The organism is Phycisphaerae bacterium (assembly GCA_035275405.1).
Classification (GTDB): Bacteria; Planctomycetota; Phycisphaerae; order UBA1845; family UTPLA1; genus DATEMU01.
In genome coordinates this window covers 1-22,819 of record DATEMU010000014.1, presented here as the reverse complement: position 1 = coordinate 22,819, position 22,819 = coordinate 1, and the positions used below count along the sequence as shown (strand labels likewise).

At 56.6% G+C, this 22,819-nt stretch carries 18 protein-coding genes; 10 read left to right on the top strand and 8 right to left on the bottom strand.

Translation table 11 applies throughout. From position 1 onward, the window contains the following. Positions 1 to 66: 66 nt before the first annotated feature. Positions 67 to 2,940, bottom strand: a complete 2,874-nt coding sequence (locus VJZ71_16610; GenBank protein ID HKQ49697.1) for a tetratricopeptide repeat protein — start codon at positions 2,938 to 2,940, stop codon at positions 67 to 69. A 282-nt stretch (positions 2,941 to 3,222) separates the two neighbouring features. Here VJZ71_16610 and VJZ71_16605 point away from each other — a divergent pair, with 282 nt between their 5' ends. Genes VJZ71_16605 through VJZ71_16590 form a run of 4 tightly spaced genes read left to right on the top strand, consistent with a single transcriptional unit; the run spans position 3,223 to position 11,019 of the window. Further along, on the top strand, positions 3,223 to 6,207 hold the full coding sequence (locus VJZ71_16605; GenBank protein HKQ49696.1) for a DEAD/DEAH box helicase family protein: 2,985 nt from the start codon (positions 3,223 to 3,225) through the stop codon (positions 6,205 to 6,207). A 53-nt stretch (positions 6,208 to 6,260) separates the two neighbouring features. Continuing rightward, positions 6,261 to 7,661, top strand: a complete 1,401-nt coding sequence (locus VJZ71_16600) for a hypothetical protein (GenBank protein HKQ49695.1) — start codon at positions 6,261 to 6,263, stop codon at positions 7,659 to 7,661. 12 nt (positions 7,662 to 7,673) lie between these two features. Continuing rightward, the gene (locus VJZ71_16595; GenBank protein HKQ49694.1) at positions 7,674 to 8,336 is read left to right on the top strand and encodes a hypothetical protein; all 663 of its coding nucleotides are present in this window, start codon (positions 7,674 to 7,676) and stop codon (positions 8,334 to 8,336) included. Then, complete coding sequence (locus VJZ71_16590) at positions 8,314 to 11,019, top strand: site-specific DNA-methyltransferase (GenBank protein ID HKQ49693.1); 2,706 nt, start codon at positions 8,314 to 8,316, stop codon at positions 11,017 to 11,019. The genes VJZ71_16595 and VJZ71_16590 overlap by 23 nt, the downstream gene beginning before the upstream one ends. Positions 11,020 to 11,669: 650 nt before the next feature. On the opposite strand, the gene VJZ71_16585 is transcribed toward VJZ71_16590, so the two are convergent. Next, positions 11,670 to 12,161, bottom strand: coding sequence for a hypothetical protein (locus VJZ71_16585; GenBank protein ID HKQ49692.1), 492 nt, complete (start codon positions 12,159 to 12,161; stop codon positions 11,670 to 11,672). A gap of 6 nt (positions 12,162 to 12,167) precedes the next feature. On the opposite strand from VJZ71_16585, the gene VJZ71_16580 reads away from it, so the two are divergent. From VJZ71_16580 to VJZ71_16560, 5 genes are all read left to right on the top strand, one after another. Continuing rightward, complete coding sequence (locus VJZ71_16580) at positions 12,168 to 12,428, top strand: hypothetical protein (GenBank protein ID HKQ49691.1); 261 nt, start codon at positions 12,168 to 12,170, stop codon at positions 12,426 to 12,428. Between the two features lie 74 nt (positions 12,429 to 12,502). Continuing rightward, positions 12,503 to 13,606: a hypothetical protein gene (locus VJZ71_16575; GenBank protein HKQ49690.1), complete on the top strand. Its 1,104-nt coding sequence runs from the start codon at positions 12,503 to 12,505 to the stop codon at positions 13,604 to 13,606. 314 nt (positions 13,607 to 13,920) lie between these two features. Beyond that, positions 13,921 to 14,049: a hypothetical protein gene (locus VJZ71_16570; GenBank protein HKQ49689.1), complete on the top strand. Its 129-nt coding sequence runs from the start codon at positions 13,921 to 13,923 to the stop codon at positions 14,047 to 14,049. A 5-nt stretch (positions 14,050 to 14,054) separates the two neighbouring features. After that, entirely contained in the window at positions 14,055 to 14,285 is a 231-nt protein-coding gene (locus tag VJZ71_16565) for a hypothetical protein (GenBank protein HKQ49688.1), read from the top strand. A gap of 48 nt (positions 14,286 to 14,333) precedes the next feature. Beyond that, positions 14,334 to 15,539, top strand: a complete 1,206-nt coding sequence (locus VJZ71_16560) for a PEP-CTERM sorting domain-containing protein (protein ID HKQ49687.1) — start codon at positions 14,334 to 14,336, stop codon at positions 15,537 to 15,539. Here the strand turns inward: VJZ71_16560 and VJZ71_16555 are convergent. From VJZ71_16555 to VJZ71_16540, 4 genes are all read right to left on the bottom strand, one after another. Continuing rightward, positions 15,526 to 15,897: a hypothetical protein gene (locus VJZ71_16555; GenBank protein HKQ49686.1), complete on the bottom strand. Its 372-nt coding sequence runs from the start codon at positions 15,895 to 15,897 to the stop codon at positions 15,526 to 15,528. The genes VJZ71_16560 and VJZ71_16555 overlap by 14 nt on opposite strands. Positions 15,898 to 16,039: 142 nt before the next feature. After that, a complete protein-coding gene (locus VJZ71_16550) occupies positions 16,040 to 17,584 on the bottom strand; it encodes a hypothetical protein (protein ID HKQ49685.1) in 1,545 nt (514 codons plus the stop codon). A 1,241-nt stretch (positions 17,585 to 18,825) separates the two neighbouring features. Next, a complete protein-coding gene (locus tag VJZ71_16545) occupies positions 18,826 to 18,993 on the bottom strand; it encodes a hypothetical protein (protein ID HKQ49684.1) in 168 nt (55 codons plus the stop codon). A 119-nt stretch (positions 18,994 to 19,112) separates the two neighbouring features. After that, positions 19,113 to 19,244, bottom strand: a complete 132-nt coding sequence (locus VJZ71_16540; protein HKQ49683.1) for a hypothetical protein — start codon at positions 19,242 to 19,244, stop codon at positions 19,113 to 19,115. Positions 19,245 to 19,344: 100 nt separating this feature from the next. On the opposite strand from VJZ71_16540, the gene VJZ71_16535 reads away from it, so the two are divergent. Beyond that, complete coding sequence (locus VJZ71_16535; protein HKQ49682.1) at positions 19,345 to 20,700, top strand: FlgO family outer membrane protein; 1,356 nt, start codon at positions 19,345 to 19,347, stop codon at positions 20,698 to 20,700. Positions 20,701 to 20,969: 269 nt separating this feature from the next. On the opposite strand, the gene VJZ71_16530 is transcribed toward VJZ71_16535, so the two are convergent. Both VJZ71_16530 and VJZ71_16525 read right to left on the bottom strand, forming a co-directional pair. Further along, positions 20,970 to 21,161: a hypothetical protein gene (locus VJZ71_16530; GenBank protein ID HKQ49681.1), complete on the bottom strand. Its 192-nt coding sequence runs from the start codon at positions 21,159 to 21,161 to the stop codon at positions 20,970 to 20,972. 187 nt (positions 21,162 to 21,348) lie between these two features. Further along, on the bottom strand, positions 21,349 to 22,819 hold a 1,471-nt coding region (locus VJZ71_16525; GenBank protein HKQ49680.1), incomplete at its 5' end, for a terminase gpA endonuclease subunit.

Here is a 22,819-nt window from a genome sequence, read left to right as displayed (position 1 = left end):
TTGGAGGCCACGCTGTTAACCGCGAGAGCGCAAAGCGACGGCGGTTTCACGTCTAACTGGGTTCAACTACTTCTTATCCAGTGTCGCCCGACATTTGACGAGCGTCTCACGGTATTCCATTAGTCGAGTACGATTAGGTGGAAATGCTTGCTCAGCCATCACAACGGCCTCCTCCAGCTGATGGAGGGCTTCGATCGACTTTCCTTCAGCAAGATAAAGGCTGGCCGACCGCCAGAGGACTCGAGCCAAAGTGGGGGAACCCTGAGGAAACAAACGGCGCAACATATCTAGCGACTCATTGAACAACTGCCTCGCCTCTGCAACCTTTCCAAAGGCATGTTGCACGCGCGCCTGACTAGCAAAAATCATCGCAATTCCGGGGTGATCGCCATGGTTGATTTGTTTGCACATCTCCAATGACCTCACTAGGAGCGGCTCGGCGTCCTTCGGGCGCCCCAAATCCAAGCGGTCATTTGCAAGATGGCACAGGCTACTTGCGACTAGGTCCCCATAACCATTGAATAATTCCTGATACATGTTAAGGGCTTGTTCGTCGAGTGGTTCGGCTTCATTTGCTCTACCCAGGAAACTACGCACCCCCGCGAGGTCGCTCAGGCTTGCGGCCACATTAATGTGGAAGCCCCTATAGAGCTGTTGGTTCATCTCCAGAGCTTCAATGAGATATGACTCGGATTCTGGTATCCGGTCCAAATCCTGAAGTACCTTCGCAAGACGGGTCAGGCTGGCTGCAACATCAGGGTGAGCCTCTACAAATAGACGCTGGCGCATTTCTAGAGCCTTGACAAAGAGCGGTTCGGCCTCTGCTGGGCGGTCATGCGATTGCCAAAACCCTGCAACGTTTGACAAGCTCATCGCTGTGTCGGGGTGGTCGCCCTCGAACAAACGTTGACGCATCCCCAAAGCCTGAAGGAAGAGAGGTTCGGCATCCGCTGAGCCCTGAGAATCCTTTACGGATCCGAGGTTGTTCAGGCTCCTCGCGATCTCAGGGTGGTCTCCAATGTATAGTCTTTGGTTCATCTCAAGGGCCAGCACGAAAAACTGTTCGGCCTCCGCCGCCCGACCCAGGGTTTGAAGTACTCCCCCAACGTTGCCTAGACTCATCGCTACAATGGAGTGGTCGCCTTTGAACAGTCGTTGATTCATCTCCAGGGCTTGGAAGTAAAGTGGTTCGGCCTCCGACGCACGATCTAGAGCACACCAAACATGCGCTAGGTTGTTAAGACTTGTCGCCACTTTGGGGTGGTCATGCTTATACAATCGCAGGTTCATCTCCAGGGCCTCCCGATTGAGGGGCTCAGCCTTAGGAGATTTGCCTAGCGTCAGCCAAACTGCCGCGACATTGTTTAAGCTCTCCGCAACCTCAGGGTGATCACGCGTGAACACTTTTTTGCGCATCTCAAGAGCCTGGAGGTAGCGCGGTTTTGCTTCAGTAGCGCGGCCCAAGGCTTCTTGATCGCGCGCGAGGTTATTCAATGCCCTTGCCGTATAAGCGTTATTGCCGCTGAACAGTGTCTTGCACATTTCAAGCGCCTGGTAGTCCAACAATTCGGCCTCACCAATACGGCCGAGTTCATGACGCACAGATGCCAAGCCAATTAGACTCGCCGCAACGTCGGGATGATTGCCCCTGAATAGGCCTTGGTTAATCTCTAATGCCTTAACAAAATGAGATTCGGCCTCCGCTGCGCGACCAAGTGCCTGGAGCACGGCTGCAAGGTTGTATTGCGCCAGAGCCACCGCGCGATGATCGTCGGAACCTTTCGATTGGGCCAACTCCATCGCTCGCGCAAAGAGGCGCTCGGCCCTTAAGATGTTTTGGCCATATTGCGATGCTGAGCGTGATCGCATGAGCGACAATGCGGCTTTGCTCACTACTGCAAAGTCGTCCTCACGTATGTCGAGGGCCTTACCGAATAGGACGGACGCTTCGTCGAATTCTTCAGTTAGCCAAGACGTGTCGCCGGTCGCGATGAAGGCGGCATAATCCTGCTCGAGACGCTGAGCCGTTTGCTGTGCAAAATATACTTTGCCTAGTTCCTTGGCCTTTGACAAGTTGCCTAACGCGTTTTCCGAACGTATCTGGTCGATAATTGAAGCATTGACGGCTAAGCGCGTGACAAGCTGACGCGCAGGTGGGGTAAGCTCAATCCGCCGCGGTGTATCATTAGCCGATCCCGCCTGAGGCGTCGACATGTGCAAGATGGCCTGGAAACGAATGGGATCATCTACTTTGACGTTGGGATCTAGGTCTACTATGAGAATCCCTATATCGAGTTGCCTTAGAATTACGCCGTCTTTCTCTTTTATGAATCCGATTTCGCGCTCGAGGATATTAAATCTCGCTATCAAACCGTCGAGCTTCTCTGAGATCGGATTGAGCGCATCGGCAAGAACCGTTTCGGCATTGACACTACACCTGATTCGATCGACGTCGCTTGCTGCGAGATTGCCAGATAAGCCGACAAACCATGCGGCCAATGCTAACGTGAGGGCGCGCGGGAGCGTCCTAGCCTTAAACCATTGGCGGGCGCAATACCACGCCATCACTGCCATCGGCAGACAGGCTACCACAATCCACCAACCTTGCTCCTGCCCGCGCGTAAACTGACAAGCCACGATGAACGCCGCCAAGAGGAGTAGCACCGCCGGAACAGTAAAACGCACGAGTATTGAGTGCGTGGGCTGCGCATCGTCGTCGTATAGAGTGTCGGCGGCCATCGCCGCAACACGCGTGACCTGGCGTCGCCGCGCCCATAGCGGAACGGCACCCGCAGAGACAGCGGGCAAGACCACAGCCCATGTTCGTGAACCGATCAGAAATGCCATCACCAGCCCAACCAAGCCAAGCGAGACCGCTAAGAGAACGGTCGTCGGTACAAAAGTACGTCGGGAATAGCTATTGTCATTCATCTCAACCATCCTACGCTCCTCCGGTGTCGCCTACGCAGACTGGTTTTTCTCCGCTGGGGGCCGAACGAGGATCTCAATATGTTCGGTCTGTCCGGTGTTTTAGGGGCCCAAATCGTTGCAATCTATTATAAGGAATCTGGTTTCTGTTGAGGCCAGGAGCCGGCCCGGTACGTCGAGGTTATTGGTGAGATCCGTCGGGGAAGAGCTCTTCTGGTCACCTCACCGACTCACCTGTAGAATAACCCTCGCTGTTTTTGAGGCCTATCAAGGGCCGATCCGGGCGAGCGGGCCATGAGCCAAGTCGTTATCGAAAACCCCGTTATTAACTCGCCGTTTAGCGAGCCGGGGCGACACTTCGATTTTACCGACGAGGGTATCACCGACAAGATCCTCGATGGTCGCCGGCCGAGCAGTTACTTCGTCCCGATCGCCCGGCCGCGTAAGAAGGGGGCCAAGCAACTCGAATTCGAGACGGAGTGGACCAAGGACCGGATCGAGGAGAATAAGCTCGTCAACCAGATCCGCGCCCGAGTCAATATGTGGCGTGAGGGCGGGTACGTCGGGGTGACGCCCACGACGAGCCGGCTGCTGACCTATTGGACGAATCCCGATCGCGAGAAGAAGCTCTTCTACTGTCAGATCGAGGCGCTGGAGACGGCGATCTACATCACCGAGGTCGCCAAAAAGTACGGCGACGCCTGGATCGAAAACACCCTCCGTGAATCCAACGACACGTCGAATCCCGGCCTGCCGCGTATGGCCTTCAAAATGGCGACCGGCTCCGGCAAGACGGTCGTCATGGCGATGCTCATGGCTTGGCATGCCCTGAATAAGCTCGCCCACCAGCAGGATGCCCGGTTCACCGATACGTTTCTGATCGTCACGCCCGGCATCACCATTCGCGATCGCCTACGCGTGCTCCTCCCCAACGACCCGCAAAATTACTACCGCCAGCGCGATATCATCTCAGCGGAGGAACTTGAACGCCTTCAACAGGCCAAGATTATCATTACAAACTTCCACGCTTTTCTGTTACGGGAAAAGTCCGAAGGCGCCAGACTGACGAAGATCATTTCCGGTCAAACCCAGACCGGCATCAATCGGGAATCACCGGACAAGATGATCCGCCGAGTATGCCGGGCGCTGGGCAACAAGAAGAACATCATCGTCATCAACGACGAGGCCCACCACTGCTATCGTCGCAAGCCCGACGGCGAAGAAGAGGGGCTTTCCGGCGAGGAGCGCAAAGAGGCTCAAAAGCGCGACGAAGAGGCCCGTGTTTGGATCTCCGGCATCGAGGCCGTGAATAAAAAACTCGGCGTTAGGGCGATCTACGACTTATCTGCCACCCCGTTCTTCCTGCGAGGCTCCGGCTACAGCGAGGGCACGCTATTCCCCTGGGTGGTGTCGGATTTTTCGCTCATCGACGCGATTGAGGCCGGCATCGTCAAAGTCCCCCGCGTCCCCGTCGCCGATGATTCGATGACCGGCGACCAGCCGACCTACCGTGACCTTTGGCTCCGCATCCGGGAACACCTGCCCAAAAAAGGCCGCAAGACCGAGGCCGTCAGCGGTGAGCCGAAGTTGCCGGTCGAGTTGCAAGGCGCGCTTCACAGTCTCTACGGTAATTACGAAAAGTATTACCGCGTTTGGGAGAACAATGCCGAGGCCCGGGCCAAGGGACTTACGCCTCCGGTGTTTATCGTCGTCTGTAACAACACCAACGTCTCCAAGCTGGTCTTTGAATACATTTCCGGCTGGGAAAAGCCCATTGGCGATCAGATAGTCGCCCAAGCTGGAGCGTTCGACATTTTTCGTAATGACGACGGCAACGGCGGCTGGTTGCACCGGCCCAACACGATCCTCGTCGATAGCGAGCAGCTCGAGTCCGGCGAGGCTATGAGCGACGAATTCAAGAAGATCGCCGCGCGCGAGGTCGAGGAATTCAAGTCCGAGTATCGCCTCCGCTTCCCTGGCCGCGACGTGGAGGCTCTGACCGACGAGGACCTCCTCCGCGAGGTCATGAACACGGTTGGTAAGACCGGCAAGCTCGGCGAGCAAGTTAAGTGCGTCGTCAGCGTTTCGATGCTTACGGAGGGTTGGGACGCCAATACCGTCACGCACGTCCTCGGCGTTCGCGCCTTCGGCACACAGCTCCTCTGCGAGCAGGTCGTCGGCCGCGCCCTCCGCCGCATGAGTTACGCCCCCAACAAAGAGGGCCGGTTCAATCCCGAATACGCCGAGGTGTACGGCGTTCCTTTCTCGTTCATCCCGTGCAGCGGCTCGACCAAGGACCCCAAGCCTGGCCCGATCCCGACGCGCGTCCGCGCCCTGGAAAACCGCATCACCTGTGAAATTACGTTTCCGCGCTTGCTCGGGTATCGCTACGACATTGCCGGGGAGCGGATCAGTGCCAAATTCTCCGAGGAGTCTCGCCTGCCGCTCAGTACGCAGATCGTGCCGACGCGGACCGACTTGGACCCCATTGTGGGCGAGCGGAGTGTCCACAAGTTGGATGACCTCCGTGACGAACGCGAAAGTACCGTCGCCTTCGTGGTCGCCCGCCGTACGCTTGAGAAGTATTTCCGCGACGACGACGGCAACTCCAAGCCGTGGCTTTTTCCGCAACTCCTTGGGATTACTCGGCGCTGGATAGACGAGTGCGTCCATGTGAAGGATAACTGTTTCAAGCAGATGCTCCTGCTCCACGAATTGACGCACGACGCGGCGGACCGCATTTACAAGGCCGTCGTCGCCTCGACCAACGGCTCGCCCGCCCTTAAACCGATCCTGCGGCCGTACGATACGGTCGGCTCGACGCGGTACGTCGATTTCGACACAACGCGCCCTGTCTTTGTCACGCGGGGGGACAAGTGCCACATCTCCCACGTCGTGGCGGACACGGAGTCATGGGAGCAGAAAATGGCGGAGGTCTTAGAGGGCGAAGACCTGCCCGTCATGCGGTACGTGAAAAACCACAATCTGGGCTTTACGATTCCCTATACCCTCAACGGTGAGGAGCGGCAGTACCATCCAGACTTTATCGCGGTGCTCGACGACGGGCACGGGCCGGACGATCCGATGAACCTCATCATCGAGGTCAGCGGCGAGGCCAAAAAGGACAAGGCCGCAAAGGTCGCCACGGCTCGGACGCTTTGGGTGCCGGCGGTCAATAATCACGGCGGATTCGGACGGTGGGCGTTTGTCGAGATTGGCGATCCATGGGATGCGATTAATTTGCTCGGCCTGTCAGTACAGAAACAAATTGCGAAGTAAAACGGTACAGCACTTATGCGATCTCAACGAAACATAATCATGTGGAGTCAATTATGCTTCCGCAATTCCCGTTTCAAGTAGCCCTTTATTGCAGTATCGCAGCTGCAGGACTGACTTTCTTTTTTCTTCGACGCCTAAAACTCCCTAATTTAGCCACCATTATTGCCCCTGCCTTCCTTGCAGGTTATATACTGCTTTCCGAGATCGAATACTCTCGCGAATCCGAGCGTTTCTTTTATCAATATGACCTTTCACCTCGTGTTTGGCATGAAATACTCCTTCCAATATTGCGCGCGCTGTCTTCGGTGGCTAATATCGCTATGGTTGCATTTGGTGTCTGGTTAGTATGGAAAATTGTTGCACCGACATCGAGAAGTGTAAGTGAATTGTCTAGGCTTGACGATGATTCTGTTCTACGCGATGCCGTCAAACGGATCATTCACTCCGACCGTTTTTTTACGGCCCTTGGCGAAGCGTTGCCGCGAGGTGCGGATGATGCGGAATATGGTCTCGATTACCTACCCTACATTATTAACAAGATCAACGATCGGAGGAGGAGATTCGCTTTCGCAACGAACTGGTTTCTTGTCCTGACGCTTCTAGTCGGGGCCGTATCAGGAGTTATCGTCACGTATTTTGGTTACCTATTGGTGAACGACGAAGCAGCAGGTGCTCCTAGAATCCTTGCCCGCATCGATGATGCACTCGGTACAGTAAATGTATCTCTCGAACGAATTCGTCCCACTGTTTACGCCGCTGCCACCCACAGCGCCGCGAGTGAGGCGCTTCGCGATTTGCAGTACCCTACTCCCAGTGTTGGCAATTCGCAGACTAAAGCTGAAATAAAGAGGGCGATTGAAGAATCGCAAACCACGCATGATTTGAAGGCGCTGAGTAATGCCTTCAGCGAAGCAGAAAAGGGGTTCAAAATCGACAACGACGACGACAGGAGGTACTTAACGTCGTTAACTGCAGTCCGCTCAGCGATTGATAGAGCCGAGGTTGCGGAGTCGGAAAGCGAGAAAGCGCTGCGCCCGACTGCAAAGGCCCTGGATGGACTAGTTCTTGAAGCGAGGCGCTCACTTGAAAATCCCGGGAGCCGGATACCCGAGCTAATAAAGCGGTTTGTCATCGCGATTGTCGTTAGCTCATTTTTTCTGGCAATTCTAAGGTACATTGCCGGAATCTACCGCAACCATTTTCTTGAGACACTTCGCGCAGAGCGCGATGATTTGGAAGTCCGGCGCTTTTATCTTGCCTATAAAGGCCTCGCCCACGGGTCAGCCGAGCGCGCTTCGGTTATCGCTGCGTTTATGGCACAGAGTCCTCGGCCACCTGGGGAGTTAAGCGACGAAAGTGCCAACGACGCCAAGGTTGCGATCGAACCAGGTCTTGCGAAGACGTTGATCGAGACGCTTAAGGACCTCGCCGAGTCACTATCGAAGAAGGCTTAAGAGGCCGTCACCATGTGGTTTGAGATTTTCGCCCAACTTGGTAGATTTGGAATCGGAGTCGCCGCGATAGGATGGCTTACCCGAACGATCGTCGTCCACTTCTTGAATAAAGATGTCGCAAAGTATAGGGTTGAACTGGGGCATGCACACGATATCGAGATGGAAAGGTTGCGAAATGATCTGCAACTTGTCGCGATCGAGCACGAGGTGAGATTCCGTTCCGTGTATGAGCGTCAGGCGATGGTTATCGCGCGTACCTATCAAAAATTGTCGGAACTGCACGCTGCTGTTGCTAACTATGCTCGTTTTCTCACGATGGGGGACGAACCGGACTTGGAAACCAAACGAAAAATAGTCTTCGGAGCAAATGACGCTTTTCGAGACTATTACTTCCCTCGCCGTATCTTTTTGCCGGCGGATACGGCGCAACGTGTGACCGACGTTTCAAACACGATCGTCACCTTGGCGAACACGTTCACTAGGCTTCAAAGGCCCGCACCGGAAAACGCCAGCCTCGATCTCGACGAGAGATTCGACGAAATCAAAGAATCGATTGATCCGGCTTTGGATGCGTTGGAAAAAGAATTCCGAACGCTCCTGGGCATGACAAGTGAACCTCAAGACCCGAAGACCAATGACGCGGACCCAATGAATGGCAGCAAAGAAACCAAATAACCTCCATGCGCCCGTAGCGTCCATCCGCCACAAGGACAAGCGCGCCAACATCCCCACCGAGGAGCTGCGCGACTTTGTGGCTGAGGATGAGAAGGCGCCAAAGACCATGCTCTACCCGCGCGATCCGTCGCTCGATCCGCAACTCGTCTGGAAGGGCAAGGATGATCAGGACGCTAAGGACCTCGCCGTACCGGTCGTTCCGATCTACGTTCAGGAGCACGTCTCGCCGCATCGGCTGATCGACGACCTGCGGAGGCGGACGGAGGACCGGAAGGCTGCCGACACGGGCGTCGGTCCACAGCTCGACCTCTTCCGCACGGACTTCAACGGGATCGGCGACGACTTCGAGGCCCGCGTCGATTTCTACAGCCAGCGCGACGACCGGCAGCGAAGCTGGTCCAACCGCATGATCCTCGGCGACTCGCTGCTGGTAATGACCAGCCTCGCCGAGAAAGAAGGTCTGAAGGGCAAGGTCCAGACAATCTACTTCGACCCGCCCTACGGCATCAAGTTTGGCTCGAACTGGCAGGTCAGCACCCGCAAACGTGACGTCAAGGATGGAAAGGCCGAGGACTGCACGCGGCAACCGGAACAGATTCGGGCCTTTCGCGACTGCTGGCGTATCGGCGTCCACTCCTACCTCGCGTACATCCGTGACATCCTCACCGTTGCTCGCGAGTTGCTCACCGAAACCGGCGGTATCTTTGTCCAAATCAGTGATGAAAACGTGCACCTTGTCCGCTGCGTGCTGGACGAGATTTTGGGGAGCGAGAACCAAATCGCAACAATCTGTGTACAGAAAACAGGCTCCACAGATCAGTTGCTCGTCCCACAGACCATCGACTACCTACTGTTCTATGCCAAGAACAAGGAGATTGTGAAGTACCGGCAGCTGTACCAAGAGCGCATGCGCGGAACCTTGGCGCTCGAGCGATACGACCAAGTCCTGGAGAAGGATGGGGCATTGCGAAGACTCACGGCCGAAGAAATCGAATCTAACGAGGTGCGGGGTGGCGGTGTCAGGGCTCAGTTGACATCCTTGTCGAGCGCTCGCCCGTTGGGCGAAGGCGACCTTCGGCAGTTCAAATTCAACGGTATTACGTACACACCGGGCGGAGGGACATTCAAGACCGACGATGCTGGGATGACGAGACTTGTTGCGGCTGGTAGAGCGAAACCCGCCGGGCAAACGTTGCGTTATCTGCGTCTCGTCGACGACTTTCCGGTCGTACCTCTGAATGACCGCTGGGATTCCGTGCAGCTGGGCACCGGGTTGATTTACGTCGTGCAAACGAGCCCGAAAGTCATCGAGCGTTGCCTCCTCATGACCACCGATCCGGGAGACCTCGTACTTGATCCGACATGCGGAAGCGGCACAACCGCATTCGTCGCCGAACAGTGGGGCCGCCGTTGGATTACAGTCGACACCAGCCGCGTCGCGCTGGCGCTGGCGCGAACGCGGCTTATGACCGCGAAATATCCCTATTATTTGCTCGCCGATTCAGCCGAGGGGGTCGCCAAGGAAGCTGAACTCTCCGGGAAGACGCCGCCGGCGCACGCGACGGAAGGCGACATCAAGAAGGGCTTCGTGTACGAGCGTGTGCCGCACGTCACGCTCAAATCTATTGCCAACAACCCGGACATCCGCGAAGGGATGAGCCGCGCCGAGATCGACGCCGCCATTGCCCGCCACGCCGATACCGAGACGCTATTCGACAAACCGTATCTGGACTTCAAGCGCATCCGCGTCTCTGGCCCGTTCACGGTCGAGAGCCTGTCGCCGCACCGCGTCCTCGCCGCCGCCGATGACAACCTCGACGGGACCGTCAGCGAGACCGAGGCCCGCAAGCAGCAGGACTTCGCCACGATGATCCTCGACAACCTCCGCAAGGCGGGCGTCCAGAACACGAAGAAGGGAGAAAGGCTTGTCTTCGAGCGGCTCGATCCGCACGCGGGCACGTGGATTCACGCGACAGGGGAGTACGCCGAAATGCCAGAGGGCGGCACCGCCCGGGGCCTCGGTCAACCTGCCGGCGAAGTCGTGATGCGGCGCGTTGCGGTCTCCATCGGCCCGGAGCATGGGACCGTCGGCCCGATGCAGGTGAAGGAGGCGGCGAAGGAGGCCGTGCAGGGCGTAGGTCACGACCTGCTGATCGTCTGCGGCTTCGCGTTTGATCCGCATGTCGCCGAGGAAGCCAAGCGCTACGGCAAGCTGACGGTGCTCGCGGCCAAGATGAACCCCGACCTCGCGATGGGGGACGAGCTGCTCAAGAAAACCGGGGCGGGCAACCTGTTTATGGTCTTCGGCGAGCCGGACATCGACCTTCAGAAGCAAAAGGATGGGACGCTCGTCGCGGAGATCCGCGGGCTGGACGTGTACGACCCGACGACCGGCGCGATTCGGTCATCGTCGACGGACGACATCGCGTGCTGGTTCATCGATACCGACTACAACGGCGAGAGCTTTTTCGTCCGCCACGCCTACTTCACTGGCGCGGCCAAGGGCGACGACGGCCCCTACGACAAACTCAAGCGCGCCCTCCGCGCCGAGATCGATGAGGCGGCGTGGTCCAGCCTCTACAGTACGACGAGCCGCCCCTTCGCCAAGCCCCAGACCGGCAAGATCGCAGTGAAGGTGATCAACCATTACGGGGATGAGGTTTTGAAGGTGTTTGAGGTGTGAGGAAGCGGGCGCTCATTAGTTTCCATGCTACGAGCGGGCTTCCGATTCCATGAACGTCAGGAAGTTGCCCTGCGCACTCAGGGCAACGCGTGATCCCATTCTTTGCCTGTACGCGGCAATCGAAGCCACAGTGCGGGCATGGGAAAGCCACCGGATAGGTTCTGTCATCTCGGCTCATGCTTCGATTGGGGTTTCGGGGACCGTCGGCGTTCCGCACTCGGGGCAGCGCGGAGCGGTTATCGCGCGCAGGTCATAGCCACATTTACGGCAGAAGCCGGGCACGCGGCGCGTTCGGTCGCGGTAAAAAAGTAAAGCGGCTAGCGCAATAAGAGGAAGCAGGGGAATCCATAGAGGAATGAAAAAAACTCGACTTGTTTGTCCACTGTCCGAGTAACTCCGATAACGGGGCCACCACGCGATTGCGGGGGGTACGTTTGCGCGCCGCAGGGACCAGTTCTCGCAATCAATTGAGTAAGGGTGGGACATGTAAACGGCATAAAAAGCGCCGCTTTCCAGACACAGGAACCAATGTCCTTTTTGTTTGGCCAAGGCGAATACTGTGAATGCCGCGTGAACGCAGACGTACGCACCAATGAGACCCAGGAGGGCGACACGCAGGGCCTTGGATCGTCTGGTTTTTGTGTTCGCGCTCATGATTTCGTCGCATTCGCTTCGAGCCATTCGGAAACCGGGGTCCCGCACTCTGGGCAGACAAAGTGATCCGCCCCGCGTAGATCGTACGCGCACTTCGGACACAGCCTCCCTTCCGGTCGCCTCGACCAAAACGAATACAAGAGGATGAACACGATCGCGGGGATGACCGTCAGGAGCCCGAACGGGATAAAAAGCGATCCGCCTCCCACTCGTTGCGGGAACGTAAACCAGCCTATGACTCGGGGGATGACGCCTCGGTCGGGGATGTCGGCGTCGGCAAGATGAAATCCGCCGTACACGGGGGCGGGCGAAGGCTGGATCAATAACCCGCCGCCAACGAAAAAGACCTGGTGCTTGACCCCCATATAAAGCGCGGTTGTCCAGAAGCTTAGCAGGCTCGCCATCGCCATGAGGGCGCAGAAGGCCAACCCGGCGAGACAGAGCCGCCGGCGTCGGCGCAGTTTAATAGGGTCTACGGTGCGAGCCACGACGGTATGATAACGGCCTATGTTCCCGCGATCATGTACGTGTGCAAGGGCGGCGACGATCGTAACGTCGATGAGTACATCGACCTCAACGGCGTCCGCCGGCACGAACTATTCAAGCGCGCGGTCCAGTCACTCATCGATCTGTCGCAGCAGAGAACGGACGAGCGGTCCGTACTGGAGAGCATCAGCAAACACATCGGCGTCTTCGGCGTGTGGGCCGTCGCGGATAAGTTGGGGTTTGAGTTCGAATCGACCGAGGTAAGGTAATCGGAAAGACGCACAGCATGTTGGGATCGTGGTCAATCGAGAGAATCCGCGAATACGTGTGGCATTTGGTCCACATGCCCTTTGTGCCCGAGTTTCGCGTTGCCGACCGACTCGCACCGTTTCCGCTGCCATTCGCGCCCTCGCCGACCGATGTGCGAGAATGGAAGGTCGAAATCGACCCCACGGGAACGAAGCTTTCCACACCGCTACCAGACAACGGCACGCTCCGCGTCGGGCTGCATCGTATCCTAATAGAAACAGGTATCGCGCTTACGCCGGCAACGTCGTCATGGGACCCAAGATCATGGTTCGCGCTCTATCGCTACGGAAGTGACTTCGCCGGAACCGAACCGAGCCTGCGATTCTACGGCGGCGTAACCGACAAGGATCCGCGTCACTCGGCAGTCGCTGCCGAGGAGGTTGCGACTGGAGTGACCTGCTATCTTCTTCGCGAGCATTTTGGGCTGGATCACATCGCCGACGTTTTTCCATGCATTCAGCGGGGTGAACTGGAATACGTTGATCCCGATTCCGAAGTCCGCCCCGACTACTTCTGCGAGGATGCGTCGGGGTTAACTGTAATTGCGGAAAGCAAAGGAACCGTCGGAACGAGAAGCGATATCACGCGGCAGATCGAGCCGAAGGGGTGGTCGCAGGTGCAAAATGTTCGACCGACAAGGCAGCCGTTGCGACAAACGTGCTCTCGTGTTGTTCTCGGGACGCATGTGTGTATCGCGGGTATTCATCCGAAGTCCGAGACGACGACCCTCATAAAGGACCCCGATGGTGAGCGACCCGAAGTCGCCGATGACGACGCCGACGAATTGCTTCGCGTCGCATATGCCAAGGCGTTTCGTTTCATGCAGCAAGATGCCTTCGCGGAGCGATTGCTGTTTCACCAGGAGTTGCCGAATATCGACGAGGAAGAACGACTTCCTTCATCTAACGGGATCCCATTCTTGCCGCTGAGCAAATCTCCGTTTGGAGACCTTGTCGGTCTCTACGGTCCAACCTTAAAGTCACTATTCGCGAATTCCAATCGATCGCTTCGTGCCTCAGTAATGAGGTCCCTGGTTGGATTTCGGCGCCAGCGATTAGAACTTTCCGGTCGCGGGTATGCGCTCCCGAACGGGGTAATTGTGCTCCACGACGTGGACGCCGTGGATTGGAGAATGTAGCGGGCCGGGCGCCGAGCCGGACTTGAACGCTCTTCAGCGGCTCATGGTTAATGCAAATCCGCCGGCGTCGGCGGAGTTTGACGGGGTCAACGATCCGAGCCGCGGCGGTATGATATCCTCAGACGTTTGGAGGGCGCGGACCGATGTTGACGGCATCACAAGTCAAAGAGTTGCGCGAATGCGTCCTCGCATCCCTCCGACGGCCCTGGCAGGGCGCTTGCGTGTACGTCGTTTGCGTTAACGGCCCACTCCAAGGGCTCCGAATCCGACTCGCGCCCCATCCACTCACGCCGACAATGATCGTCGGATGGTCGATGCACACCGACGCCGGCGCGGTCGTCGCGTACTATGTGGCGACGGGTGAGAAGGGAAAACTGCGATTCCGGGATTACCATCGCCCCGGCGCTACGGCGGGGGCGGGCTATCCAATTCTTGGAGCGTAGCCGACATGGACAACACCCGGCTTTGTTCGGTCATGCTCGACCATATCCGGAGCCTCGGATACAACACCGGCCGCGCGTTTTATTGCGACTTCCAGCTTGGCCTTCTGATGATCTGCCTGGACGCCGTGGATACTTTCGACGGGCACGAGTTCATCGTCCGGGCTCCGGCGAACGGCGAGTACGAGGCGGTCTGTGAGTTGGCGAAGGCCGTTGGAATCGGCTTGGAGGATGGGTAGAATGGACCCTTAAAAGAAGCAGAACAAACATTTTGAGGGGTTAAGAACATGCGCAAGAGATTCACCGGAATGGCTGGCGGTTTGTGCGTTCTCATTTTTTTATCATTGAGTACTGTGCGTGCTGATGCGCCTTCTTTCATGGGGCTAGGAGACTTGCCTGGGGGTACAATTGTAAGTAGCGCCTACGCGGTGTCGCCAGACGGAACGATTGTCGTCGGGCGAGCCGAATCGGCATCGGGCGCTGAGGCTTTTTGTTGGACTCAGGCAGGCGGCATGATTGGCTTGGGTGACTTATCAGGCGGCAATTTCTCCAGCATCGCATTGGATATCTCAGCTGACGGCTCTGCGATAGTTGGTCAGGGTCAGAGTCAATCCAATGGAAGTGCCGTTCGATGGGAGAAGGACGTTCTGAGCGATCTTGGAGCGTTGACTTTGAATGGCTACAGCGAAGCGTGGGGAGTGTCGGCTGACGGTTCGGTCGTCGTCGGCGCAACACAATCTCCATCCGCTGCAAATGATGAGGCTTTCCGATGGTCTCAAGTCTCGGGCATGGTTGGTCTTGGCTATCTCGCAGGCGGCACCAATCACAGCCTCGCATACGCCGTTTCTTCGAACGGATCGGTGATCGTCGGAGCTAGTGGTTTGCAGGCATTCCGCTGGGAAAACGACGTAATGGTCGGCCTAGGATTCCTAAACGACGGCTTCGAAAGCGAGGCACGTGACGTGTCGGACGATGGATCGGTGATTGTTGGGCGAAGCAACACTTTACCGAGCGGGGGTACACAAGCCTTTCGATGGGTCAATGGCATAATGACGGGGCTTGGAGGACTACCAGGTGAACCTGTCGGTAGTTCTGCGAAGGGAGTTTCCGCAGATGGATCGATTGTCGTGGGAAGCGCCGCAACTACATTGCCGGGTGGTGCGCGAGCGTTTATCTGGGACGCGGGTCATGGAATGAGGAGCGTACAGGACTTACTTGTGAATGGTTTTGGGCTAGACCTTGACGGTTGGTTCCTTCAGGAAGTCAATGACATCTCCGCAGACGGCATGACTCTTGTGGGGACTGCGCGAAACCCGCAAGGATTCTCGGAGGGTTGGATTGCACACGTTCCAGAGCCTTCAAGTGCTTGCCTGGCTTTTTTGATTCTCGCTATCGCTACTAATCAACGTCGCGTGAATCACCCGCAACGGGTTTGGAATAAGCCCAAGGTAGTCTCGAACGGCCTTTTCCTGCTCCGCATTAGCGCGCTGTAGACACGGCAAACCGAATCCACGGCTCACGAAGCCACTCGCAGCCGATCGTCGCCTCAGTCAATCTTTCCAGCCCGGCATAGATGGCCGCCTCCTGGCCGGCCCCGGGCATCGGGCCGGATGAAGCCTTCGCAGCAGGATGGCCGGGCACTGCGACGATACATGCGCCGGCGGGTCCATCGAGCGAACCATCACCTGGCTGACGAACTTCCGCCGGGTTGCGACCCGTCACGACCGCAACCTCAGAACACACAAGGCGTTCGTTCACGTGGCCTGTATACTCAATATAATACGACAGTTTTGAAACCGGTTTTAGTCTCTTCTGCAAAGCTTGCTTGCCGATGGAGAACTCGTTGGACAAAAAGTCGTATGGATCTCCTGAGTTTTTTTTCGCAGCGCACTCTGGTCAACAAACCCTTGTGAGCACTTGAATTGCACGAATTAGAGTCGACGATCGGTACGGCTTATGATGTGTCACGAATCGCAATTTATTCCAGCCCATTCTATTTTTTAACAGGCACTATCTTGTCCGCTTTGGAACGCTGCTCACACTTGCCGGCTTCTAGAATCCTGCTTAGCGGGCTCCTCACAACGGAACCACCAATATAAGCAGCCGCCTGCTCTGGGGAAAGTGGACTATCGCCCCTTAGGGGGTTAATGTTCTGAGCAAAAATGAACACTTGCCATTCACCAAACACTGGTTTATGCCGTTCGCTTAGCTGACCGGCCGCACGTAGCAGGTCGAAGATTCCAGAAAAGATGCCGTCTCCGGCAGCAGGGTCGCGGCCCAGCCCATTGTCTTCAAGTAATACGAGAAATGCATCACCGTCAACGCCCGGGGACCGCAAGAGAGCAAATACGTACAATTCATCGCCTGCGTAAAGTGCGCCACCGGACTTCGATAACGAAGCATTAATGTAGAATTGGTCGGTTCTTAAGACAACTTCAGCTGGCGTATCGACATTCAAGGAGTGGACAAAATCTGTATTCTGCTGAATTTCGGATACGAGTGTGCTTGTGTATATCTTCTTATCAGTTTGTCGGCGATAGATCCATTTTACGCCCATTTTATATGGACCGGAGCTTGGCATTCCTAATCCAGCTCCAGTTGGCTGGTCAAGGCCGAACTCGAAGTCAACTGTTACATCCTCTCCAAGGGTTAGTTCGGAGGGCGATTCGGGTGGCGTTATCTCTTGTCCGCGGCGGAATGGATCTTGCTCATCTGCGCAGCCAACCCTAATAGCACCGGCAGTAATCGCCGAGAGTACGCCTGCGACTGTAAAGTATTCCTTAGCACTAGCGGTCGGCGTTGGATTGCATATCTTCAGGTTTGGATCGGAGGAACCGAACTCTCCATCCACTTGAATAGAGGCCTTGCCTTTCCCTAGTGCGGCGGCGACCGCGGCCGCAATGCCACACACAATTGCGACAATCCAGGCGACGACTTTCCACCAAGGGTCATCGAATGCCAATGGACCGTACTGCCCCCTGTATGGAATTGTGGGGACGAGCTTCATCGAAAAACGTGTCGGAATCCATGGGCCAGATTCGTAGGGAGATTTGGGATCTTCGGGGTCCGCCTGACCGCGACGAGCAGATCCGATAACTGAGTGTATCGCGAGTTCCATCGCGCCGCCATCGGCCTCGCACCGGAAGACCTCGTGCATGCGGTCAAAGCTTGTCCGCGTGACAAAGATAGTCTTGATCATGCGTTTCGGCTCGCATCCCTGCAACTTGGCAATGAAAGAAATGCGTTTTTTCCCAGCGCTAGCATTCCGGAAATTGGCCGCCCAATGGATCTGGCATGACGCACCAGGTGTAAGCGATGGAATCACATGCGTTTGCAAGTCGACGTAAATGGAAGGGTCGTCGATGCCTTCGACGTATATAGTACTCCCCGAGAGCACGTCAGGGCCGGTGTTTACCAGACGGCAGGTAATATTTAGTTCAAAAATTGCAGTGTCAAAAATACCGTCAGGCAGCATTATGCTTGTAATTGGTTCGATCGCGAACGGGCGTCGCGGAATGTCAACCGGAGCAACTAGCATGATGGCACCTATGTTATCAGGATGTATGTATATCCGCCGACGACGACGCCCGCGACTGTCTCTATTATGTCAACGGGACTATATCCGGCCTTTGACTTGAGGGCCCGTGCTCGAAGGTAAAGCACCATTGAATCTGATGGGTCCATTTGAACATCTAACGTGTTGGGTCCCAAATCGTTTGGGCTACAGGTTGGAGCGGAACCCAGACCAAACTCAAGTGCGCTCGCACTGGCTCTTGGTTCGGAAACGCCGAGCGAAACTAGAAGCTCTTCCGACAGCGACTGATCCCTGATTTGTGTCCTGATGCGCACTTGCGAATGAGGAGGGTCTGATGGACGGGTAGCTACAAAGATGGGTAGTGAAGCGTAAGGAACGTCGCTCGTAACTTCGGGGAGGAATGCCGGATTAACATTTCTTTGTGCGACTTGCGGATCTTCTCCAACATGGAACTCATCCGTCGAGGGGTAACGGAGCGGTGCATCGGGGTGATCGACCTCAGCGACGATGCAGCAGTGCCCACCGATAAGTAAGGGTGGCTCCCAATGGGTAAGGCATAAGATTTCATAATGTTCCCCTGGTTCCAAGTCTACAACGGAAGTCCCGACATGTTTGACGGTCGATCTTCGCGGTGCCGTATGTGGTGGAGACACGTAAAAGCGGACTTGAGCACCTTGCACGGCGATTCCGCGCCGATGCCACACGCGCGCCCACACATAGTTTGGCAGACCCGCGATGGGGCGATTCGGGCTGGCAAGCGGATCGGAGCCGGGCACGACCCAGATATCGGGCCCGAGCCATTTGGCGCCGCCGCCCGTTCGAATCTCTAGTGCCGCGCGTGGTTCGGGGCTAATTCTTGATGTCATGGTCCTTCGTCCGAGTTATCCAATGCAATTCAATTAGACAAACTAGCCAAGTAGCGCCGCGGTCAGCGAAAATTTATCATACACACTACAACTACGCCTACAGTCGAGATTTTTTGCTGCTGGCGAACATTTGTGGGGAATTCTTGTCGGGGAGACGGCCGCCCGGGAACACAAGTCCTTGGTTTTCAACGTCCTAGGCCGACGCCAGCCGAGCTAACTGCAAAGTATGGGCGATTCCGCCCCCCAAGTCCACATTTTGTTTTCCGCTGCGCAAATGTATTTTTCCAATTCCTTTTCGCGCATACCCCGGGGCCCTGAGAACACCAAAAGGGGGCTGGGGCTGCCAGTCAAATGGCCTAAGGGGTTTTCCCTATTCTCTTAGGGTGCCGCCCGCCGCACCTCCTCCCGCCGCCGCCGCATCTCCGCGAAGGATACCCGCCGGCGATTGGGCTGGGAGATCTTCATCTCCAGCGGCTCGACGCCCTGGATGGAGGCAGCCACGGCGCAGCCGACGACGCCGTCCAGCCAATGGCTGGCGCTGCCCATCGACGCGAAGCTTTCATTCCTCCACCGTCATCCCCTAACCGATTTCCCGCCTTGGAAAAATCGTACGAATAAGTAACCTATGACCATGCAATAAGGCGCGACCGACCGAGGTGCCTACATCAGACGCTGCCTGAATATTCGCCACTCGCTGGCAAAGAAGGCGGTCGGCCGCTCTTGGGCTTGTGCCACTGTCGCGGCAGGAGCGGTTCGATCTCGCTCCACGGTTTGTCGGGAACTATCGTGAATGCCATGATATCGCCTCCGCGCTATCCGAGGCAGCGCCCTATTCATCAGCGATTCATACGGTGAAACAGTTTTTTAGGATCTTAGGAAAGGAGCAGAGTGCACAACATGGCCACCAAATCTAGAACCACGCAGGCCTATGAAGCCACCGAGATCGCCAGCGTCAGCAAGGAGTTCCGCGATAGCGTGCATAAGGTTGGGAATATTGCTATCAGGTTTGAGCGGGCGAGAAAATTCTCCCTGTCGTTCTGTCACTTGAGCCCGCTGCTACTAGTAGGTTCAATCGCTATTGGGGTATCGATGCCCAGCCCCGCATTCTCCGCTGAAAAAAAATTGCTTGCCGTAACAGAGTTTGATGTTTCTGAGAGTGTGCAGGAGCCTGACTTGGGCAGGTCGATTTCAGACATGCTGATTTCGCGCTTGGAGAATCGGTATCGAATTGTGGAACGAACGCAAATCACCAAAATCCTGGCCGAACATGATCTTGTGCTCGCTGACGTAATTTCGGATGTAGGAGCACTCAAAGGCAAGAAGCTCAGCGGTATTGATTACCTGGTTGTTGGAAACGTCGCGAGAATTGAAGGGCTTTACATTTCTGCCAGGCTGCTTGAAGTGAATTCGGGAATTGTCGTGCAGTCCGCAGACGTCTACATCGCAGACAGTGGGGCGACAAGAGCTGGTGCCGACGAACTCGCAAGTGTGCTCCAGATGTCGCGCGAAGAAAAGCTTCGCCACCTTGCAACGAAAAGCCGCGACGACCTAGTGTCCTTGGCTCGCCGGTTGGGCAAGGAAAAAGAATACGACGCTGCGATGACAGCCTATCGCACCCTACTTGACTGTCGCTTTGACGAAGAGCTACAGAAAGAGCAGATTGCGCTGGAAAAAGAGAAAGTAAAAGGCACGGTTAAGGTTATTGTGCGGGGTTCCGGCTGTGTATCACATGTCATGCGAGAATATAGATCTTACCGAAAACCCATACTACTTATTGAAGACGAGTGGAGATCCGCATCTAACGAGGCCGCGAAGCGAGCAATTACAGCATTAATCGTCTATGACGGTTTCTTGTCACTACAAGCATTTTCTCTAAAGGATAAGGAGGAATGGAAGCGGTACGTTTCGGAGTACTCCCTCATTTTAGTACTCGGCTTTAGTGGTGATGGGCTATCATACAAAAATCGCACTTGCAAAAACGTACATTCCAAGTCTTATTATGCGGCCAATGGTGATGGTATCATATTTCTTGAAGAAAAACCAGACGCTCCCGCCTCGTGCAACCTTGATGTCTTTGATGAAGTAGAGAAGCGGGTTCGCGTGCGAGCGACGATCCCTGTTGTCTTCTGGACGCGGGAGTACAAGGCCGATATTTTTGATAGCATTACCCGTGATAAGATTCGGAACAACACTTGCAAAGAGGGGAAACTAGAATTAGAGATTTCCGGGCCATACACGCTGATGAAGAAGTAATAAACTTAGGGCTTCGCGCCAAATGAGACAATCGGTCGTTTTGGTCGCTCTACACAAGAACTTCGACTGCGGTTTAAAGGTTTAAGACACTCACACACGACGGATTCGATATTCACTGCGCTCGTTCCGCCGTCGTGGTCCGGTGTCCGCAATATCGGCACTCGCGCCGTTGACGCAAATTGCCACCCCAAGCGCGGTTATAGATGACCCGGAAATGCTCACAGCCGCACTTTGGGTAGCGCAGGCCGCGCTGTTTCTGAAACTTCTCTTTAGGCTTGAGAGGGTGTGGAATCATCGCCGAACCCCCTGCAGAGTAGGCAGCTTGATTCGCGGGCGCGGAGCAGGCCTTGCATCGGCGCTGAATAGGATCGCGCCTGGATCGGCGCCACGACGGCACAGCCGACGAGGCAGTCTAGCCAGTGATTGTCACTGCCATCCGCGCAGAGTTTCCATGCTTCCACCGTCCGGCTCCAGCCCTCAGGGGAGTCGCTCACCTTACTAGATGACAATGATGCCCGGCAATCCCTCGCCTTTGTCGCGCATCGCCCTCCCCAGCGCCATGACCGTGGCCACGATGCCGTCGATCCGCTCGGTGCCCTTCTTCTTGCTGGGTCTAAGTCGAGTTCCGCATTGTCGAGGAGTGGGTCACTATTCCCTTGCCATCGCCCGCCGTTCTTCGTTCATCCGCTGCATGTCCGCGAAGCTGATTCGCTTACGTACCGGCTGGTGAATCTTCATCTCCGCCAGCTCCACGCCTTGGATGGACGCGGCGACGGCGCAGCCGACCACGCCATCCAGCCAATGGTTGTCGCTGCCATCCACCCGGAGCTTCCATTCCTCGACGGTCCGGCCCCGGCCCTCGGTGGTTACGCGATACTCGCTGGTCAGATGTTCGGCCAGGAGACGGTGTAGTTCCGGCTTGCGGCCAAAGAGCGTCAGCGCGCCCGCATCGCCCTTGGCCACGGCCAGGCGCGATTGAATGAAGCTCTTCCAGAAGTTGGTGTCGAAGATCACGTAGCGGCAGACGCGCCTGCTGGTCCCGGGTATACGCCAATTCAAACCTATCCTATCTCCCAGCTGCTTTTTGTACTCGGTGAAAGGATGGCTGGCGGCCCCGACGTAGCGCCCGTGGCTGGGCATCAGGACGTTGGCGTATTTGCTCTGCCGGCAGAATTGGTAGATCACCTGGGTCATCGGCCCCCAGTTGGCATCGATGATGCAGCGGTCAATCCGCGCAATCGTCCCGTCCTCGCGCACACACTCCCGACCAATCGTCGCGTCGGTCAATCGCTCCAGACCGGCATAGATCGCCGCTTCTTGGCCGCCTCCCGGCATGGCCTGGGCCAGGGTCCGCTGGATATCCCGCAGCGCGAAATACTGCCGCTTCTGATCGGGCTCCGTGCCATAGTCGACGATGTAGCCGGTGAAGTCCTGCCCCCAGGCGACGACCATGTAGAAGAGCGCCTTGCCCTGGACATCGACGAACATCGTGAGGCTCGTGGCCTCCTTGGGAATTATCCCGCGTTTCATCCTGTTGACCTTGGCGGCGATCTGGTCGGCGGTGAGCAGATCGACGTCGACCTCGTCTTCGGGCAGCGGCTCATTCTGATACTCGGCGCAGAACGCCGCCTCGCCCCGGCCCAGCCGCAGGTTCATGGCATGCTGGAGGGCCGACAATTCGCCAGGCTCGTAGCGCTGCGGCCAGGAGACGACCGCGCCCTCATCCATCGCCGCGCGGTGGGCGCTGTAAAACTCCGTCGCCGCGGCGAGGCCTTTTTCCGTCCGCATGCCCTCCTTCCACAACTCCCCGTACTTGGACCAGAGTTTCTCGTTCGTGGGGAAGGCATAGACCATTTTTGTCCTCTCCCCCTGCCATTGCGGGTGCAGATCCCGGTTGAGGATGCGGTCGGCCAGGTCATCCGGCCGCACGACGGTCAGGGTCATGAGGCCGGCGATCTTCTTGCCGGGACCGGCCAGACCCAGGATGGCCCCGGCGAGGATGCGCTCTCGCGTGGCGCACTGGGAGGGTGACTTCGCCGATTCATCCGTCTGCGGGTCATCGATCAGGACCAGGGAGGGCCGAATCGCCGCGCCATCCACCCGCTTGTGTTTCATCCCG

Coding starts and splice junctions, on each gene's coding strand:
- VJZ71_16610 (HKQ49697.1), bottom strand. CDS start 2,940: ATGGTTGAGATGAATGACAATAGCTATTCCCGACGTACTTTTGTACCG.
- VJZ71_16605 (HKQ49696.1), top strand. CDS start 3,223: ATGAGCCAAGTCGTTATCGAAAACCCCGTTATTAACTCGCCGTTTAGC.
- VJZ71_16600 (HKQ49695.1), top strand. CDS start 6,261: ATGCTTCCGCAATTCCCGTTTCAAGTAGCCCTTTATTGCAGTATCGCA.
- VJZ71_16595 (HKQ49694.1), top strand. CDS start 7,674: ATGTGGTTTGAGATTTTCGCCCAACTTGGTAGATTTGGAATCGGAGTC.
- VJZ71_16590 (HKQ49693.1), top strand. CDS start 8,314: ATGGCAGCAAAGAAACCAAATAACCTCCATGCGCCCGTAGCGTCCATC.
- VJZ71_16580 (HKQ49691.1), top strand. CDS start 12,168: ATGATAACGGCCTATGTTCCCGCGATCATGTACGTGTGCAAGGGCGGC.
- VJZ71_16575 (HKQ49690.1), top strand. CDS start 12,503: ATGCCCTTTGTGCCCGAGTTTCGCGTTGCCGACCGACTCGCACCGTTT.
- VJZ71_16570 (HKQ49689.1), top strand. CDS start 13,921: ATGCACACCGACGCCGGCGCGGTCGTCGCGTACTATGTGGCGACGGGT.
- VJZ71_16565 (HKQ49688.1), top strand. CDS start 14,055: ATGGACAACACCCGGCTTTGTTCGGTCATGCTCGACCATATCCGGAGC.
- VJZ71_16560 (HKQ49687.1), top strand. CDS start 14,334: ATGCGCAAGAGATTCACCGGAATGGCTGGCGGTTTGTGCGTTCTCATT.
- VJZ71_16550 (HKQ49685.1), bottom strand. CDS start 17,584: ATGCTAGTTGCTCCGGTTGACATTCCGCGACGCCCGTTCGCGATCGAA.
- VJZ71_16545 (HKQ49684.1), bottom strand. CDS start 18,993: ATGGGCAGCGCCAGCCATTGGCTGGACGGCGTCGTCGGCTGCGCCGTG.
- VJZ71_16540 (HKQ49683.1), bottom strand. CDS start 19,244: ATGGCATTCACGATAGTTCCCGACAAACCGTGGAGCGAGATCGAACCG.
- VJZ71_16535 (HKQ49682.1), top strand. CDS start 19,345: ATGGCCACCAAATCTAGAACCACGCAGGCCTATGAAGCCACCGAGATC.